Below are 15422 nucleotides of genomic sequence, written 5' to 3'. Positions count from 1 at the left end.
GGAATGGCAATTGCGGTTAGCGAGGTGGAGCGGCACAGTCTTCGCTCTTCTTCATTCGCCGATGGGGACGTGCGCCATTCGCGAATGCTTGGGTGGAAGGAAGGCAGCTTCATTTCTGATGGCGCAGGCAAGGTTGTCCAGCAATTGATCACAGCTGACGCCCGGCACCAAGCAGCATTCCCACACGGTGAATACCCGCCAACCGCTGTTAAGCAAAAGTGCTTCCTTCTTGGCATCTCGCACCTGATTCGCTGTGATCTTGGCGCTCCAAAACTCTGCATTGGAGCGCGGACTCAGGCTGTCACGGCACCTATGCCCGTGCCAAAAACAGCCATGGACGAACACGACCGCCCGGAATCGCGGGAACGACATATCTGGTGAGCCAGGCAGGCTACTGTCGCCCACGTTGAATCGTAGACCGCGGTGGTGCAATCCTCGTCGTACTACCAGTTCCGGCGCGGTGTTGATGCGCCGAACTTGCCGCATGACTGCAGAGCGCTGCTCCTTCGAGAGTTTGTCCACGGTGTCACTCCGTTGAGGGAAATGTCCGATGCGTGCCCAACGACGGCTGAGAGATGCTGGGTATGGCAACGGCGCCTTGGCGCTGACCCCGTGTCAACGGGGTTTTAGAAACTGACCCGACAAGGTCTGCTCGCAGTATCTGCGGGGCACCTTCCGACGCGGCAGAGTAGTGCTTGAGTCGTTTCGAATGAAGGCACGTCGCTCTTACATCCTCTCTCCTAGAGACGATATTCCTCACCGCTTGGCCACCTACTGCGGTCACAATGTGATCTTAAACAAATCTAAGAGGTGGAGATGGGGCGAGAACGAACACTTGAAGAAGACGACGTAACTACACTGGAAGATGAAAAATCACGTGCCAGCGTCATTTCGTTTTTTTCGGGCTGCGGAGGGTTGGATTTAGGATTTGAAGGCGGATTTCAATATAGAGATCAACGTTACACGCGCCACGCATTCAGGATTTTGAAGGCCTACGATATTGATCAGTACTGCAAGGCCACTTACGAAAAAAATCTTAAGCCACCGTTTGAGCTCTTAGATCTGTCGCGAGCCGACGTTAAGCGGATGCCTGCCGCAGACGTTCTGATCGGCGGCTTCCCGTGTCAAGAGTTTTCAATTTGCGGGCCCCTTGGCGGCACTAAAAGTGCTCGTGGCATGTTGTTTAAAGCGATGTCAAGATACGCTCGGCATTGGCGACCAAAAATTGTAGTCGCCGAAAATGTTTCACATTTGACGCGACTAAACGAAGGGGCTGATCTAAAAGGGATTTTGCGTTCCTTCGCTAATGCGGGCTATCGCGGCATTGTCTGGCGGTTGTACGCTCCGGATTATGGAGTGCCGCAAGCCAGGAACAGAGTAATACTGGTGTTTGTTCGTTCCGACATAAAGGGCAGTCCGCAACCGCCTAAGAAAATCCATTTGATTAATGGCCCGACGGTTGAGTGGGCAATCGCTGATCTTTTGGAAATATGTGACGAAAGTGTGCCTAATCAAAGCCAATATTTTAGAGCCGCAGTGGCTAAAAGAGGTCACGGCCAGGGCGATGAAATTAGCCCCCGAGATTCGCCCGGCTATACGGTTAGGGCTAACGCCAAATCGCGCGTTCAGTTTCACTATGAGCTACCGCGGAGACTTACCGTTCGAGAGTGCGCGAGGCTGCAAACTTTCCCAGATAATTTTGTCTTTCCTTTTGCGGCTACGCGCAGTGTCCATCAGATCGGAAACGCAGTGCCACCAGTAATGGCTCACGCCGTGGCTTCGTCAATCGCGGATTTTTTAAAGATTTGCGGCTGAGGGGGAAACTTCATGGCCGATCCAAAAACCATCAAAATTTCCACACTTGCGGAGTTTACTAAGCACACCGAGTTGCACGTCGAGAAAGCAATTGCTACCGGTTCAATATTCCAGGGTCATTGGTACCGCGGGATTGGCAGTGTGGCTCATACGCTTGTGCCGAGTCTTTTTAGACATCCAAATCTAAGGAATATTGAGGAGCTAATTACAATTGAGGCGAAGATGTTGGAGGACTTTCGCCGGCAAGGGGTTTTGATGCCGTCCGAACTGGCCGTTCATGGCGATGACAATGACCTGCGGGCTCTCTTTTATATGCAGCATTATAGTGTGCCAACCCGATTGCTTGACTGGAGTAATAATCCGTTTATCGCATTATATTTCGCGCTGACATCCGCTCACCCCGACAATTCTCCTGCTGGCTATTCCCACGATGCCGCTGTTTGGGTCCTTAATCCGGTCAAATGGAACGCCATTGCTTTGGAGCACAGTTCTCACGGCGATGCGGGCGCACTTTCATCAAGAGACGCTGTAAAGGGCTATGGCCCGCGAAAACTCTTTGTCGGCGACAGGTTGGAGCCTACTGCAATGACGACCTTGAACGAACAGTGCGCTTGCTGCGTGGGGATCGCAAATAACGCGCGGATGTTCGCTCAGCGTGGGGTGTTTACGATTTTTGGCAGGGAAACCGGGTCGATGGAAGAGCAATTTCGGAAATTCAAGCACGCAAGCGAATCTTTGATTAAATTTATTATTCCGAAGGAGAAAATTGGAGCGTTGCTCAAATTGCTTCTCCATCTCGGCTACACGGATTCAGTTTCCTATCCGGATATGCATGGTCTTGCGATGGAAATAAAAACGCTTGCGCGGCTTTAGGGTTTAATGATGTTAAAAGTGACTTCGCACGAGCCTCGCGGACTACGTTGGTGGTATGAGCAATACTTGAACAAGCGCATCGACATGAGTCCCACCTATCAACGACGGGCCGATATATGGAGCAAATGGAAAAAAAGTCATTTGATCGATTCAATCATCAATGATTTTGACATCCCCAAATTTTACATTGCCAATTTTTCTGTTGGAGTAGCGCAAGGGCTGAATCAAAAAAAGAGCGCATATGCGATTATTGATGGAAAGCAAAGAATGGGGGCAATATTCGAGTTTTTTGCCGATCAGTTGCCGTTGAATCCGACTTGTGTTTTGGATGACGATCCGTCCATCAAGCTTGGAGGAATGAAGTACAGCGATCTGGTTTCACGATATCCCGCTATTGCCGATAAGGTGGATAAATATTTGCCAACGGTAATGGATGTGGCAGCGGAGACGGAGCACAAGCTTGAGGAGCTTTTTGTTAGACTAAACATGGGGGAGGCTACAACCGGGGCAGAGCGGAGAAACGCGATGGGGGGGCCGATCCCTGTCATCACTAGAGAGCTAAGTCTGCATCCTTTTTTTGTTAAGAAAATTCGCTTTACTACAAAGCGAATGCAGGAGCACAACTTAATCGCAAAAATCCTGTTGTTTGAATTCAAAGATGGCTTTGCTGATTCAAAAGCAAAAAACCTGGATGACTTTGCAAAGCAGGCTGCAACTTGGTTTGACGCCCAAGATAATGTTGACGAGCTACCTAGCAATCCATACTACGCGGCTCGTGACAAGGCATATGTTGTCCTCGAGCGATTGAGCGGTGAATTTGAGGAGAACGATAGGATGCTCGCGCGTCAAGGAGAAATTCCAATTTACTATTGGATTGCAAGGGAAGAGCCTAGGTGGATTAATGAATTGAGGGATTTCATTCTTGAGTTCTCGGCTGCACTTTTGGAGAATGTGCGAGTGCAGCGAGCCGATCCTGACGCTGGTAGCCGAGAACTAAATGCGTACTACACCGCCGCTCGGACAACCAATGATCAATCAAGTTTGGAAACTAGATATAAAATTTTCAGAAAGAGGTTCGCAGAATTCAGGCGGCCCGGGCGCCGTTGACAATCGGAGATCTTTGTGGCGTAAAATGCCCTTTCGATGTTGCCGAAGTGTGAGTCGTCGGTAATTAATTCTTGAGAGCTTTCTTTCTAAGACTCTTTTATGCCCGTCGAGGTCGTGTCCAAAAGCTCTAGAAATTAATCGGTAATTCATCCCTTGGATGGCGATCGCCAGAGCGAAGCATTCACGCGACGAACCGCACTCGCGCGTCATGGGAACGAGGAACAGAACCTCCACGTCGTGCGCGCAGAGTGCGGCGTCCGTGAGTCGAGCGAACAGCCATCTACCACGCGCGCCTGCACGTCGAGTTGCAGGTTGCTGCCCTAGTGGGGACTGAGCGACCCGCCGCCAAGCCCCTGCGCATAGCCTTCGGGGACCGCGTCGCGTACATGCCCGAGCGGGTCGGATGACGGGTCGACCCTCACATGCTGCCGGCCAGCGTGGCGCCATTGCAGCGACCCGGAGACTAGTGAAGTGTTCCATTCTTGAAGGAACCTATATGAATCAGGCATCTCCCATGCTCTACTGCCACCCCCGGTTGGAGAGAGCCCATGCGAGTTGCCCCCGAAGTAGTGTTGAGCGATGAGGAGCGCGCCGACCTGACGGGGCTGGTTCGCTCCAAGCTCACCAGCGTGAGGCTGGCGCAACGCGCGCGCATCGTTCTGCTGGCCGCAGATAGGGCGCAGAACAAGGAGATCGCCGAACAGTTGGACATCGGACGCGTTCAGGTCGCACGTTGGCGTGAGCGCTTTGTGCAGGCGCGCCTGAGCGGCATCGAGCGTACTTGCCGCGCGGCGCGCCGCCGGTGAAGGTGGACGCGGCGCGGTTGGTGGAGTTGACGACCCAGAGCACGCCTGCGGCGGCCACACACGGGAGCACGCGCAAGATGGCTGCCGAGCTGGGGGTGAGTGCCAGCACCGTCATGCGCCACTGGCACGCCCACGGATTGAAGCCGCATATCGTGCGCGGCTTCAAGGTGTCGCGTGATCCGCAGCTCGTGCAGAAGCTCGAAGACATCGTGGGGCTGTACATGTCGCCGCCCGAGCATGCCCTGGTGCTGTGCTGCGACGAGAAGAGCCAGGTGCAGGCGGTGGACCGCACACAGCCGGGGCTGCGTCTTAAGAAGGGGCGTGCGGCCACCATGACGCACGACTACAAGCGCAACGGCACCACCACCTTGTTTGCCGCGCTCAACGTGCTGGACGGCCAGGTCATCGGACAGTGCCAGCAGCATCACACGCACATCGAATGGCTGAAGTTCCTGCGCCAAATCGATTGCGAGACGCCCAAGAACAAGACGCTGCACCTGATCGCCGACCACTACGCCACGCACAAGCATCCGGCCGTGCAGGCGTGGCTGGCCAAGCATCCGCGCTTCAACATGCACTTCACGCCCACCTCGGCGTCGTGGCTGAACATGGTCGAGCGGTTCTTCCGCGACATCACCACCGAGCGGCTGCGCCGGGGCGTGTTCACCAGCGTGCCCGAACTCGTCGCCGCCATTGATGAGTACGTCGCACATCACAACACCAACCCCAAGCCATTCATCTGGACCACGAGCGCTCGCGACATCCTACAGAAGGTCATCCGTGCAAATCGCCGCTTAAGTTCCAAACAGAATGGAACACTGCACTAGCACCTCCGTGCCCAGTGTCATGGGTCCGGGACCGCAAGCCTGCCCAGCCGCACGCGAGTGCCGCTGACCTGCATGGCTACAGGCGTCAGTGCGTCCCTGCGACCCCCGGGTCGCCCGGCCTGTGGCAGGAACCGCAGCGGCAGGCGAGCGAGGCGATTGGTCACCATCTGGCGGTCGGCAGGCCAGCCGATGGCACCCTGCGGTCTGACCCGGCACGCGCACCGTGCCTGCGTCGATGCCTTCGACTGGCGCCATCAGTGCATGCGTTATTGCGATTGCTTGCGCGCGTCCTGGCCCGCGCCCGTTGCGCGCACAGCGACCATTTGTCCGACGGCCAGCCGCCTTTAGTGCAAGGCAGCGTCCGCTACGGCGGGCTCGGCGTGGAGGCTGTTGCCAAGCTGGCGGAGCAGTCCGGCACGATGGCCATGCAGGCGCTGGTGGGTGCCCGACCGCACCGGCTGCGGCGCCGGGGATCGCGGTCCAGCCATGACGAGTGTCGGCGGTGCAACAGCAGGGATTGACTTCCCGACGCGGTCCGGCGAGTCCGCAAGCCGATGCGCAATGCCTGCTGGCACGCGCAGTGCATGCTTGCGGGCATGACACCCAAGACCGCCGCACTCCGTACCGCTTCCAAGACCCCGATCGGCGCCGCGCCCCTGGCCAGGGCCGCCAGCGAGATTCGCGCGAAAAAAGCCACCGACGCGCCAGCACGCAAGGCCAAGGCTCCCGCGCGCTGCGGCCCCGCAGCCCACAACGCATGGACCCTCGAAGGAGACACCGTCAGCCTCGTGCGCGCACCGAAGCGGCCCCGGCCGGTGCCTCTTCCCGCGCTGCCGCAATCCATCGAATTCGACCTCGCCCGCACCGCCCTCGTCGTCATCGACATGCAGAACGATTTCTGCCACCCCCAGGGCTGGTTCGCGCAGAAGGGCATCGACATCAAGCCCTGCCGCAAGCCCATCCCGACACTGGCGCAACTGTTGCCAGCATGGCGCAAGGCCGGCGGCGCGGTCGTGTGGTGCAACTGGGGCATCCGCGCCGACAAGCGCAACCTGAGCCCGACCATCCAGTTCAAGGGCAAGCGCAGCGCCGACGGGGTCGGCTATGCCGAACATTCCCCCATCGACCACGGTCCCTCGCTGGTCCAGGGATCGTGGGGCGCGCAGGTCATCGACGAACTGGCCGTCGCGCCCACCGACATCACGGTGAACAAGCACCGTCTCAGCGGCTTCTGGGACAACGAGTTCGACACGCTGCTGCGCCAGCAAGGCGTCACCACGTTGATGTTCGCCGGCATCAACACCGACCGCTGCGTGTTCTCCACGCTGCAGGACGCGGCCTTCCTCGGCTACGACTGCGTGCTGCTGAAGGATGCGTGCAGCACGCCGTCGCCGGCCTACGTCACGCGCGGCATCCATTTCATCGTGCAGCAACTGCATGGCTTCGTGGCGACCGCAGAATCGCTGATCGCCGCACTCGGCACCCGAACCGCAAAGGCCCGTTGAACCGATGACGACCGCCACGACAACGACAGCGCAACAAATCGACTGCGCCTGGCTGCTGCAGGACCCGGGAGCGCAAGCGGCGCAGGCCGACATGCGCATCGCCATCGGCGCCGATGGCCGCATCGCCTCGATCGCGCCCATCGGCGCCAAGGCCCCCGGCCCACGCCAACTCGCACTGCCGGCGCTGTCCAACGCCCACGACCACGGCCGCACCTTCCGCAGCGCCACCCTCGGCGCTTTCGACAAGCCGCTCGAAAGCTGGCTCCCCTTCCTCGGCACGGTGCCCGGGCTCGACCCGTACATCTGCGCCGCCACATCGTTCGCCCGCTCGGTGCGGCACGGCGTGGCCAACCTCATGGTCCACTACACCGGCGTGCAGGGCGGCATGCCCTACGTCGAGGAGGCCAGGCACGTTGCACGCGCAGCAAAGGACGTCGGCGTGCGCATCGGCTTCGCCGTCTCCATCCGCGAACGCAACGGCATCGCCTATGCCGACAACGCGTCCGTCCTCCAGGCGCTGCGACCCGGCATCCGCGACGCGGTCGCAGGCCGCCTTTCCGTCAAGACCATCCCTCCCGCACAGTACCTCGAACAGGTCGACGAGGTGGCCCGGATGCTGGAGGAGGGTGGCTACACCGACCACGTCACCGCCCAATACGGCCCGGCGGCAGTGCACTGGTGCAGCACACCCTTGCTCGAAGCGATCGCGCGCGCCTCGGCCGACACCGGTCGCCCGATCCACATGCACTGCCTCGAAACCCCGTACCAGCGCGTCTGGGCCGACAAGCACCATCCGCAGGGCATGGTCCGCTTCCTCGATGACATCGGCCTGCTCAGCCCCCGCCTCACGCTCGCGCACTGCGCCATGGCGCGCCCTGACGAACTCGCGTTGCTGGCCGAGCGCGGCGTGACGATCGCGGTCAACACCAGCTCCAACCTCTACCTGAAGTCCGGCATCGCACCAGTGCCCGAGATGCTCCGCCAAGGCTGCCGCGTAGCCATGGGCCTGGACAGCACCGGCTTCGACGAAGACGACGACGCTTTGCGCGAGATGCGCATCGCCTACCAGCTGCACCGCGGCTGGGGCTTCGAGCGGACGATGACGCGCGAGCAGCTGTGGCGCTTCGCAGCCTGCAACGGCGTGCGCAGCGTCAGTGGGTCAGGCGCAATCGCCACCGGCCGCCTGACTCCCGGCGCACCCGCCGACATCGTCGTGCTCGACTGGGACAAGCTCGACGACGACATGCTGTTCCCCGACGTCGACCCGCTCGACCTGCTGCTCGCGCGCGCCAACGGCACGCACATCGCGAAGGTGATCGTCGGCGGCAGGACGGTGGTGGAGGCCGGTCGCGTGCAAGGCATCGACGAGCCGGCGCTGCGCGCGGAATTGATTGCGAGCGCCCGCGCCGCTCTCGCGGCGGACGCCAGGCACCCGGCCTGGCTCGACACCGTGCGCGCGCTAGGAGAAGACCTTGCGCCGTTCTATCGCGACGGGATGGGCGACTGCTGCACCTGACGGCTTGCCGGTCGCCGCCAGTCAGGCCAATCGAGCACGCCGGAGAACGCGCTGGTGACGACGATTCGTCACAACGTGAACTCGTAATCCACCGTGATCGGCGCATGGTCGCTGAACTTGATCGTCTTGTAGATCGCCTCATGGCGCGCCAGCGCGGCGATTTCCGGCGTCGCCAGGTGATAGTCCAGCCGCCACCCCACGTTCTTCGCATACGCCTGTCCACGGTTGCTCCACCACGTGTAGCACTCCTCGGTGGTGTCCGGCTTCAGCAACCGGTACACATCCACCAGCCCCGCGCCTTCCGCGCCCGCATCCAGCAGCCGCGTCATCCACGCACGTTCCTCCGGCAGGAAGCCGCTGTTCTTCTGGTTGCCCCGCCAGTTCTTCAGGTCGGCCTGCTGGTGCGCGATGTTGATGTCCCCGCACAGCACGAACTCGCGCGTCTTCTTCAACTCGATCAGGTGCGGGAAGAACCCCTTCAGGAACCGGAACTTCGCGGCCTGCCGCTCCTCGCCCGACGACCCACTCGGAAAGTAGCAACTGATCACCGAGAACTTGCGCTGCGGCGTGTCGAAGCGCAGCTCCAGATAGCGCCCCTCGGCATCGAACTCCCTGTCGCCCCAGCCGACCACCACATCGCTTGGCGCATGTTTCGTGTAGATCGCGGTGCCGGCGTAGCCCTTCTTCCCGGCGAAGTGAAAGTGGCCCTTCAGCCCCGCCATCTCCTCGAAGCGCCCCTCGATGTCGCTCGCCTGGACGCGGATCTCCTGCATGCAAATACAATCCGGCGCCAGTTCGGCGACCCAGTCGGCGACGCCCTTGGTGGCGGCGGAACGCAAGCCGTTGAGGTTGAGGCTGGTCAGTTTGAACACGAAAGGGATTCCCGATATGGCAGAAAAGGGTGGAGAAGATCTGGCCCAGCGCTTTGTGCAGTTCGCGCTCGATTCAGGCGTGCTGCGCTTCGGCGAGTTCAAGATCAAGTCGGGCCGGATCAGCCCTTATTTCTTCAACGCGGGCCTGTTCGACGACGGCCTCAAGCTGGCGCGGCTGGCCGAATTCTATGCAGAGCGGCTGCTCGAAAGCGGCCTCGAGTTCGACATGATCTTCGGCCCCGCCTATAAGGGCATCCCGCTCGGCGCCACGGTCGCGGCCGAGTTGGCGCGGCGCGGCCGCAACGTGCCCTTCGCCTACAACCGCAAGGAAGCAAAGGCCCATGGCGAAGGCGGCAGCCTGGTCGGCGCGCCGCTCAAGGGCCGCGTGTTGATCGTCGACGACGTGATGTCGGCCGGCACCGCGGTGCGCGAATCCATCGCCATCATCGAAGCCGCCGGTGCCACGCCGCATGCCGTGGCCATCGCGCTCGACCGGCAGGAGAAGGCGACCGAGAACGGCGTCGACGTGGACCACAGCGCTGTGCAATATGTCCGGAACCAGCTTGGCCTGCAGGTCATGGCCATCGCAACGCTCGGCGACTTGTTACATTACCTCTCGGGCCGTCCGGACAACTCGCTGGACACCCATCGCGAGGGAGTGTTGGCCTACCGGGCACGCTACGGCGCTGTCTGAGGAGGGTCGCATCAAAAGGGTCGATGCTGTGCGCCTTGCCTTTGTTCTTGCAGGATTGCCACTGGCCCTCGGGCTCGCCGCGTCCGCCGTGCAAGCGCAACCGGCGCAGCAGCAGGCCAACCCCGCGGGCATCTTCAGTTGCGTCGATGCCTCTGGCCGCACCATCACCTCCGATCGTCCCATTCCCGATTGCCTCGACCGCGAGCAGCGCGAGCTGAACTCCAGCGGCACCGTGCGCCGCCGCGTCGAGCCCAGCTACACGGCCAGGGAACAGGCCGAGCGCGACGAGCGCGCGCGCCAAGCCCAGATCGCGGCCTCCAGGCAGATCGAGGAACGCCGGCGCGAGCGCGCGCTGCTCATGCGCTATCCCAATGACGCCGCCCACGAGCGCGACCGCACCGAAGCCATCGGCCAGATCGACGCGGTGATCCAGTCTGCACGCAAGCGGCAGGGCGAACTTGGCGAAGAACGAAAGAAGCTCGACGCCGAACTGGAGTTCTACCGCAACGACCTCAACAAGGCGCCGCCCTCGTTGCGGCGGCAGGTCGAGGAGAGCAACCAGAGCATCGCGGTGCAGAGCCGCTTCATCGGCGAGCAGGAAGACGAGAAGAAACGCGTCAACCAGCGTTTCGATGACGAGCGCGTCCGCTTGAAGCAGCTCTGGGCACCAGAAGTCATCCGCAAGTAGAACGCGCCCCTGCATTTGCTCCCTCTCCCCTGGGGGGAGAGGGCTGGGGTGAGGGCAAGCGACCTCCAAAGTCGCCGCTGCCTCAGCCCCCAATCACCCCAGCTTCGACTTCAACAGCGCATTGACCTGCGCCGGATTGGCCTTGCCCTGGCTGGCCTTCATGACCTGGCCGACCAACGCGTTGAAGGCCTTGTCCTTGCCGGCGCGGTATTCGTCGATGTTCTTCTGGTTGCTGGCCAGCACGCCTTCGATGATCTTCTCCAGCGCGCCGGTGTCGTTCATCGGCTTCAGGTCCTTCGCCACGATGATCGCGTCGACATCGCTGCCTTCGCCGCTCCACAGCGCATCGAACACCACGCGCGCCGCGCTGTTGGGAATGGTGCCGTCGCTGATGCGCGCGATCAGCTGGCCGAGTTGCGCGGCCTTCACCGGCGCGGCCTCGATGCCGAGGTCCTGCGCGTTGAGGCGGCGCGCAATCTCGCCGGTGATCCAGTTGCTGGCCAGCTTGGGCGTCGCGCCCTTGCTCACAGCCTCGTCGAAGTAGCGCGCCAGCGCCACGCTTTGCGTCAGCTGCGCCGCGTCGTATTCCGACAGCCCATGGTCACGCACATAGCGCTCGGCCATCGCGCGGGGAAGCTCGGGCATGCCGGCTTTCACGCGATCGATCCACTCCTGCGCGATCGCCAGCGGCGGCAGGTCCGGGTCGGGGAAGTAGCGGTAGTCGGCCGCGTCTTCCTTGGTGCGCATCGCGCGCGTCTCACCCGTGTCGGGGTCGAACAGCACGGTGGCCTGCTGGATCTTGCGGCCATCCTCGATCTCGCCGATCTGCCAGCGGATCTCGTAGTCGATCGCCTGCTGCATGAAGCGGAAGCTGTTGAGGTTCTTGATCTCGCGCCGCGTGCCGAGCGGCTCGCCGGGGCGGCGCACCGACACGTTGGCATCGCAGCGGAAGCTGCCTTCCTGCATGTTGCCGTCGCAGATGCCGATCCACGTCACGATCTTGTGCAGTTCCTTCGCATAGGCCACGGCCTCTGCGGTGGAGCGCATGTCGGGCTCGGTCACGATCTCCAGCAGTGGCGTGCCGGCGCGGTTCAGGTCGATGCCCGACTGGCCGATGAAGTTCTCGTGCAGCGACTTGCCGGCGTCTTCTTCCAGGTGCGCGCGCACCAGTCGCACGCTCTTCGACTCATCGCCCACGAAGAAGCTCACCGTACCGCCTTGCACCACGGGAATCTCGAACTGGCTGATCTGGTAGCCCTTGGGCAGGTCGGGGTAGAAGTAGTTCTTGCGTGCGAACACGCTGCGGGGCGCGATGTGCGAGCCCAATGCCAGGCCCAGCTTGATGGCGCGTTCGACCGCGCCCTTGTTCATCACCGGTAGCGTGCCGGGCAGCGCCAGGTCCACCGCGCAGGCCTGTGTGTTCGGCTCCGCGCCGAACGCCGTCGAGGCACGGCTGAAGATCTTGCTCTCGGTCGAAAGCTGTGCGTGCGTCTCGAAGCCGATGATGACTTCGAAGCCCTGCACCAGCGGGCCCGTGGGCCGGCCGGCTTGCGCTTCGGCGAATGGGTTCACGACTGCTGTATCACTCATCTCTGTTGCTCCAACTCATGTTCTCTTGCGGGGCAGCCGCAGCGACGGTCAAAAGCCTTCCGGCGTCCGCGCATGCCAGTCTGTCGCCTGCTGGAACCGGTGCGCCGCATTCAGCAACTTCGCTTCGTTGAAGTAGTTGCCGATCAACTGCAGTCCCACCGGCATGTTGCCTTCGCCGAAGCCGACAGGCAGGCTCATGCCCGGCAGTCCGGCGAGCGAACCCGGCAGCGTGAAGATGTCGGCCAGGTAGTCGGCCACCGGATCGTCACCGTGCTCGCCGAGCTTCCATGCCACGGTCGGCGCGGCCGGCCCGGCGATCACGTCGCATTCCTTGAAGGCTTGCTGGAAGTCGTCAGCGATCATGCGGCGCACCTTCTGCGCTTGCAGGTAATACGCGTCATAGTAGCCGTGGCTCAGCACGTAGGTGCCGATCATGATGCGGCGCTTCACCTCGTCGCCGAAGCCTTCTTCGCGCGTCAGTTCGTACATCTGTTCGAGCGCACTCTTCTTCGTGTTCGCAGGATCGTAGAAGTCCTTGGCCCGGTGGCCGAACTTCACGCCGTCGAAGCGGCTCAGGTTGCTGGAGGCTTCGGCCGCGGCAATGATGTAGTAGACCGGGATCGAGAGTTCGGTGCGCGGCAAGGTAACGGCGACGCGCCTTGCGCCGAGCTTCTCGTATTCCGCCAATGCGGCGTCAATGGCCGCGCGCACGCCCGGCGCCACGCCATCGCCCAGGAACTCCTTCGGCACGCCGATGCGCAGGCCTTCGAGCGAGCCGTCGAGGTTGCGCGAGAAGTCCTCGGCAGGCCGGTCGATCGAGGTCGAATCGCGGTCCACGTCCGGGCCGCACATGGCCGATAACAACAGCGCGCAATCCTCCGCGGAGCGCGCCATCGGCCCCGCCTGGTCGAGGCTCGATGCAAAGGCCACCATGCCGTAGCGGGAGGCGCGGCCATAGGTCGGCTTGATGCCAGTGATGCCGCAGAACGAAGCCGGCTGGCGGATCGAGCCGCCGGTATCCGTGCCCGTCGCGGCGGGCGCCAGTCGCGCCGCGACCGCCACGGCGCTTCCGCCCGACGAACCACCGGGAATGCGCGACGCGTCCCACGGATTGCGCACCGGCGTCGCGGCATCGAAGCCCACCGCCGGCACCGCGACGTTCTCGTTCGACGAGCCCATCGCGAACTCGTCGCAGCTCAGCTTGCCCAGCGTGACCGCGCCGGCCTCGGCCAGCTTGCGCACCACCGTCGCGTCGAAGGGCGAGCGATAGCCCGCGAGGATCTTCGAGCCCGCGGTGGTCGGGAAATCGGTCGTGACGAAGATGTCCTTGTGCGCGATCGGTACGCCCGCCAGCGCGGGTGCGCCGCCTGCGGCGAGTCGCTCATCCGCCGCGCGGGCCTGGGCCAGGGTCACGTCCGCATCGAGCGAGACGAACGCACCGAGCGCGCCATGCGATGCGATGCGCCCCAGAAAGTGCTGGGCCGTTTCATTCGCCGACACCTCGCGCGCAGCGAGCGCCTTCGCGAGTTGGGCGACACCCATCTGATGCAGGTCGGGGCGGCTCATTCGATCACCTTCGGCACCAGGAAGAGTCCCGCTTCCACCGCCGGCGCGCTGCGCTGGTTGGCCTCGCGGCAGTTCGGCTCGCTCACGACGTCATCGCGCAGTCGCAACGAAATGTCTTCAATGGTTGCCACGGGATGCGCGAGCGGCTCGACGCCGGTTGTATCGACCGACTGCATGCGCTCGACCAGCGCAAAGAAGCCGTTGATCTGGCCCAGCATGCGCGTGCTCTCCTCGCTGCCGAGCTGCAGCCGGGCGAGCGACGCGATGCGCGCGATATCGGAATCGGTAAGGGACATGGAAAGGTCTGGAATCGGGAGGGAAACCGCCGCAATCGCACTTGCGGCAGGGGTGCTGGCGCGCGAGGCGGAGGGGATCGGTTATTATCCCGCCTTTGCCGCAACCCCCGCGAACGCGCCGGCTTTTGCCGCAAAAACCTCTATTCATCCCCGTCAGTCGACCCACAAGATTACAGGCGACCGCATGCCGAAGCGCATGCCGTGCCACAAGGATTCCGCAAAATGTTTGGAGTTTTCCGTCGATATTTCTCGACCGACCTTGCCATTGACCTGGGCACAGCCAACACCCTGATCTTCGCGCGCAACAAGGGCATCGTGCTGGACGAGCCTTCGGTTGTGGCGATCCGGCATGAAGGCGGTCCGCACGGCAAGAAGGTGATCCAGGCGGTCGGTGCGGAGGCCAAGGCCATGCTCGGCAAGGTGCCCGGCAATATCGAAGCCATCCGCCCGATGAAGGACGGCGTGATCGCCGACTTCGTGATCACCGAGCAGATGATCAAGCAGTTCATCAAGATGGTGCACCCGCGCTCGCTGTTCACGCCGAGCCCGCGCATCATCATCTGCGTGCCCTGCGGTTCCACCCAGGTCGAGCGCCGCGCCATCAAGGACGCGGCCGAAGCGGCTGGCGCCACCTCGGTCTACCTCATCGAGGAGCCCATGGCCGCGGCCATCGGCGCCGGCCTGCCGGTCAGCGAAGCGAGTGGCTCGATGGTCGTCGACATCGGCGGCGGCACCACGGAAGTTGGCGTGATCTCGCTCGGCGGCATGGTCTACAAGGGCTCCGTGCGCGTCGGCGGCGACCGCTTCGACGAGGCCATCATCAACTACATCCGCCGCAACTACGGCATGCTGATCGGCGAGCCGACGGCCGAAGTCATCAAGAAGACCATCGGTTCGGCTTTCCCCGGCTCCGAGGTCAAGGAAATGGAAGTCAAGGGCCGCAACCTGTCCGAAGGCGTGCCGCGCAGCTTCACCATCAGCAGCAACGAAGTGCTGGAAGCCCTGACCGATCCGCTCAACAACATCGTCTCGGCCGTCAAGAACGCGCTGGAACAGACCCCGCCCGAACTCGGCGCAGACATCGCCGAGCGCGGCATGATGCTGACCGGCGGCGGCGCCTTGCTGCGCGACCTGGATCGCCTGCTGGCGGAAGAAACCGGCCTGCCGGTGCTGGTGGCCGAAGACCCGCTGACCTGCGTGGTGCGCGGCTGCGGCATCGCGCTGGAGCGCATGGACCGTCTCGGAAGCATCTTCACGAGCGAGTGAG

13 protein-coding genes and 1 pseudogene are annotated in these 15422 nt (G+C 62.2%); 9 read left to right on the top strand and 5 right to left on the bottom strand.

The features are described from left to right. Positions 1 to 51: 51 nt before the first annotated feature. On the bottom strand, positions 52 to 522 hold the full coding sequence (locus tag HB681_RS08495) for a very short patch repair endonuclease (RefSeq protein WP_213954366.1): 471 nt from the start codon (positions 520 to 522) through the stop codon (positions 52 to 54). Positions 523 to 816: 294 nt separating this feature from the next. Between HB681_RS08495 and dcm the strand changes: the two genes are divergently transcribed. From dcm to HB681_RS08465, 6 genes and pseudogenes are all read left to right on the top strand, one after another. Continuing rightward, positions 817 to 1815, top strand: a complete 999-nt coding sequence (dcm, locus tag HB681_RS08490) for a DNA (cytosine-5-)-methyltransferase (RefSeq protein ID WP_213954365.1) — start codon at positions 817 to 819, stop codon at positions 1813 to 1815. 12 nt (positions 1816 to 1827) lie between these two features. Then, positions 1828 to 2688, top strand: coding sequence for an FRG domain-containing protein (locus HB681_RS08485; protein WP_213954364.1), 861 nt, complete (start codon positions 1828 to 1830; stop codon positions 2686 to 2688). Between the two features lie 66 nt (positions 2689 to 2754). Continuing rightward, positions 2755 to 3795, top strand: a complete 1041-nt coding sequence (locus HB681_RS08480; protein ID WP_213954363.1) for a DUF262 domain-containing protein — start codon at positions 2755 to 2757, stop codon at positions 3793 to 3795. 548 nt (positions 3796 to 4343) lie between these two features. Then, positions 4344 to 5428, top strand: a pseudogene (locus HB681_RS08475) (IS630 family transposase). 596 nt (positions 5429 to 6024) lie between these two features. Further along, positions 6025 to 6933: a cysteine hydrolase gene (locus tag HB681_RS08470; RefSeq protein ID WP_213954362.1), complete on the top strand. Its 909-nt coding sequence runs from the start codon at positions 6025 to 6027 to the stop codon at positions 6931 to 6933. 4 nt (positions 6934 to 6937) lie between these two features. Further along, positions 6938 to 8449 carry an amidohydrolase family protein gene (locus tag HB681_RS08465; protein WP_213954361.1) on the top strand — a complete coding sequence of 504 codons (1512 nt, stop codon included), beginning with the start codon at positions 6938 to 6940 and terminating at the stop codon, positions 8447 to 8449. A 68-nt stretch (positions 8450 to 8517) separates the two neighbouring features. On the opposite strand, the gene HB681_RS08460 is transcribed toward HB681_RS08465, so the two are convergent. After that, positions 8518 to 9321 carry an exodeoxyribonuclease III gene (locus HB681_RS08460; protein ID WP_213954360.1) on the bottom strand — a complete coding sequence of 268 codons (804 nt, stop codon included), beginning with the start codon at positions 9319 to 9321 and terminating at the stop codon, positions 8518 to 8520. 16 nt (positions 9322 to 9337) lie between these two features. Here HB681_RS08460 and pyrE point away from each other — a divergent pair, with 16 nt between their 5' ends. Together pyrE and HB681_RS08450 are read left to right on the top strand one after the other, a co-directional pair. After that, positions 9338 to 10015: an orotate phosphoribosyltransferase gene (pyrE, locus tag HB681_RS08455; protein WP_213954359.1), complete on the top strand. Its 678-nt coding sequence runs from the start codon at positions 9338 to 9340 to the stop codon at positions 10013 to 10015. A gap of 88 nt (positions 10016 to 10103) precedes the next feature. After that, a complete protein-coding gene (locus HB681_RS08450) occupies positions 10104 to 10703 on the top strand; it encodes a DUF4124 domain-containing protein (RefSeq protein ID WP_345944646.1) in 600 nt (199 codons plus the stop codon). A 93-nt stretch (positions 10704 to 10796) separates the two neighbouring features. On the opposite strand, the gene gatB is transcribed toward HB681_RS08450, so the two are convergent. From gatB to gatC, 3 genes are read right to left on the bottom strand one after another with little or no spacing between them, the layout of a single operon-like run. Continuing rightward, complete coding sequence (gene gatB / locus HB681_RS08445) at positions 10797 to 12293, bottom strand: Asp-tRNA(Asn)/Glu-tRNA(Gln) amidotransferase subunit GatB (protein WP_213954358.1); 1497 nt, start codon at positions 12291 to 12293, stop codon at positions 10797 to 10799. A gap of 48 nt (positions 12294 to 12341) precedes the next feature. After that, positions 12342 to 13859, bottom strand: coding sequence for an Asp-tRNA(Asn)/Glu-tRNA(Gln) amidotransferase subunit GatA (gatA, locus tag HB681_RS08440; protein WP_213954357.1), 1518 nt, complete (start codon positions 13857 to 13859; stop codon positions 12342 to 12344). Further along, positions 13856 to 14155 carry an Asp-tRNA(Asn)/Glu-tRNA(Gln) amidotransferase subunit GatC gene (gene gatC, locus HB681_RS08435; protein ID WP_213954356.1) on the bottom strand — a complete coding sequence of 100 codons (300 nt, stop codon included), beginning with the start codon at positions 14153 to 14155 and terminating at the stop codon, positions 13856 to 13858. Before gatC ends, gatA begins: the two co-directional genes overlap by 4 nt. A gap of 222 nt (positions 14156 to 14377) precedes the next feature. On the opposite strand from gatC, the gene HB681_RS08430 reads away from it, so the two are divergent. Continuing rightward, a complete protein-coding gene (locus tag HB681_RS08430; RefSeq protein ID WP_213954355.1) occupies positions 14378 to 15421 on the top strand; it encodes a rod shape-determining protein in 1044 nt (347 codons plus the stop codon). Position 15422 lies beyond the last annotated feature (1 nt).

The sequence above is a fragment of the Variovorax sp. dw_954 genome, from assembly GCF_018449755.1.
Lineage (GTDB): Bacteria > Pseudomonadota > Gammaproteobacteria > Burkholderiales > Burkholderiaceae_C > Variovorax.
This window is presented reverse-complemented; position numbering and strand designations above follow the sequence as displayed.

What these genes read in the sequence shown, in the direction of transcription:
- HB681_RS08470 (WP_213954362.1), top strand. Translation starts at nt 6,025, where the DNA reads ATGACACCCAAGACCGCCGCACTCCGTACCGCTTCCAAGACCCCGATC.
- dcm (WP_213954365.1), top strand. Translation starts at nt 817, where the DNA reads ATGGGGCGAGAACGAACACTTGAAGAAGACGACGTAACTACACTGGAA.
- pyrE (WP_213954359.1), top strand. Translation starts at nt 9,338, where the DNA reads ATGGCAGAAAAGGGTGGAGAAGATCTGGCCCAGCGCTTTGTGCAGTTC.
- gatC (WP_213954356.1), bottom strand. Translation starts at nt 14,155, where the DNA reads ATGTCCCTTACCGATTCCGATATCGCGCGCATCGCGTCGCTCGCCCGG.
- HB681_RS08485 (WP_213954364.1), top strand. Translation starts at nt 1,828, where the DNA reads ATGGCCGATCCAAAAACCATCAAAATTTCCACACTTGCGGAGTTTACT.
- HB681_RS08430 (WP_213954355.1), top strand. Translation starts at nt 14,378, where the DNA reads ATGTTTGGAGTTTTCCGTCGATATTTCTCGACCGACCTTGCCATTGAC.
- gatB (WP_213954358.1), bottom strand. Translation starts at nt 12,293, where the DNA reads ATGAGTGATACAGCAGTCGTGAACCCATTCGCCGAAGCGCAAGCCGGC.
- gatA (WP_213954357.1), bottom strand. Translation starts at nt 13,859, where the DNA reads ATGAGCCGCCCCGACCTGCATCAGATGGGTGTCGCCCAACTCGCGAAG.
- HB681_RS08465 (WP_213954361.1), top strand. Translation starts at nt 6,938, where the DNA reads ATGACGACCGCCACGACAACGACAGCGCAACAAATCGACTGCGCCTGG.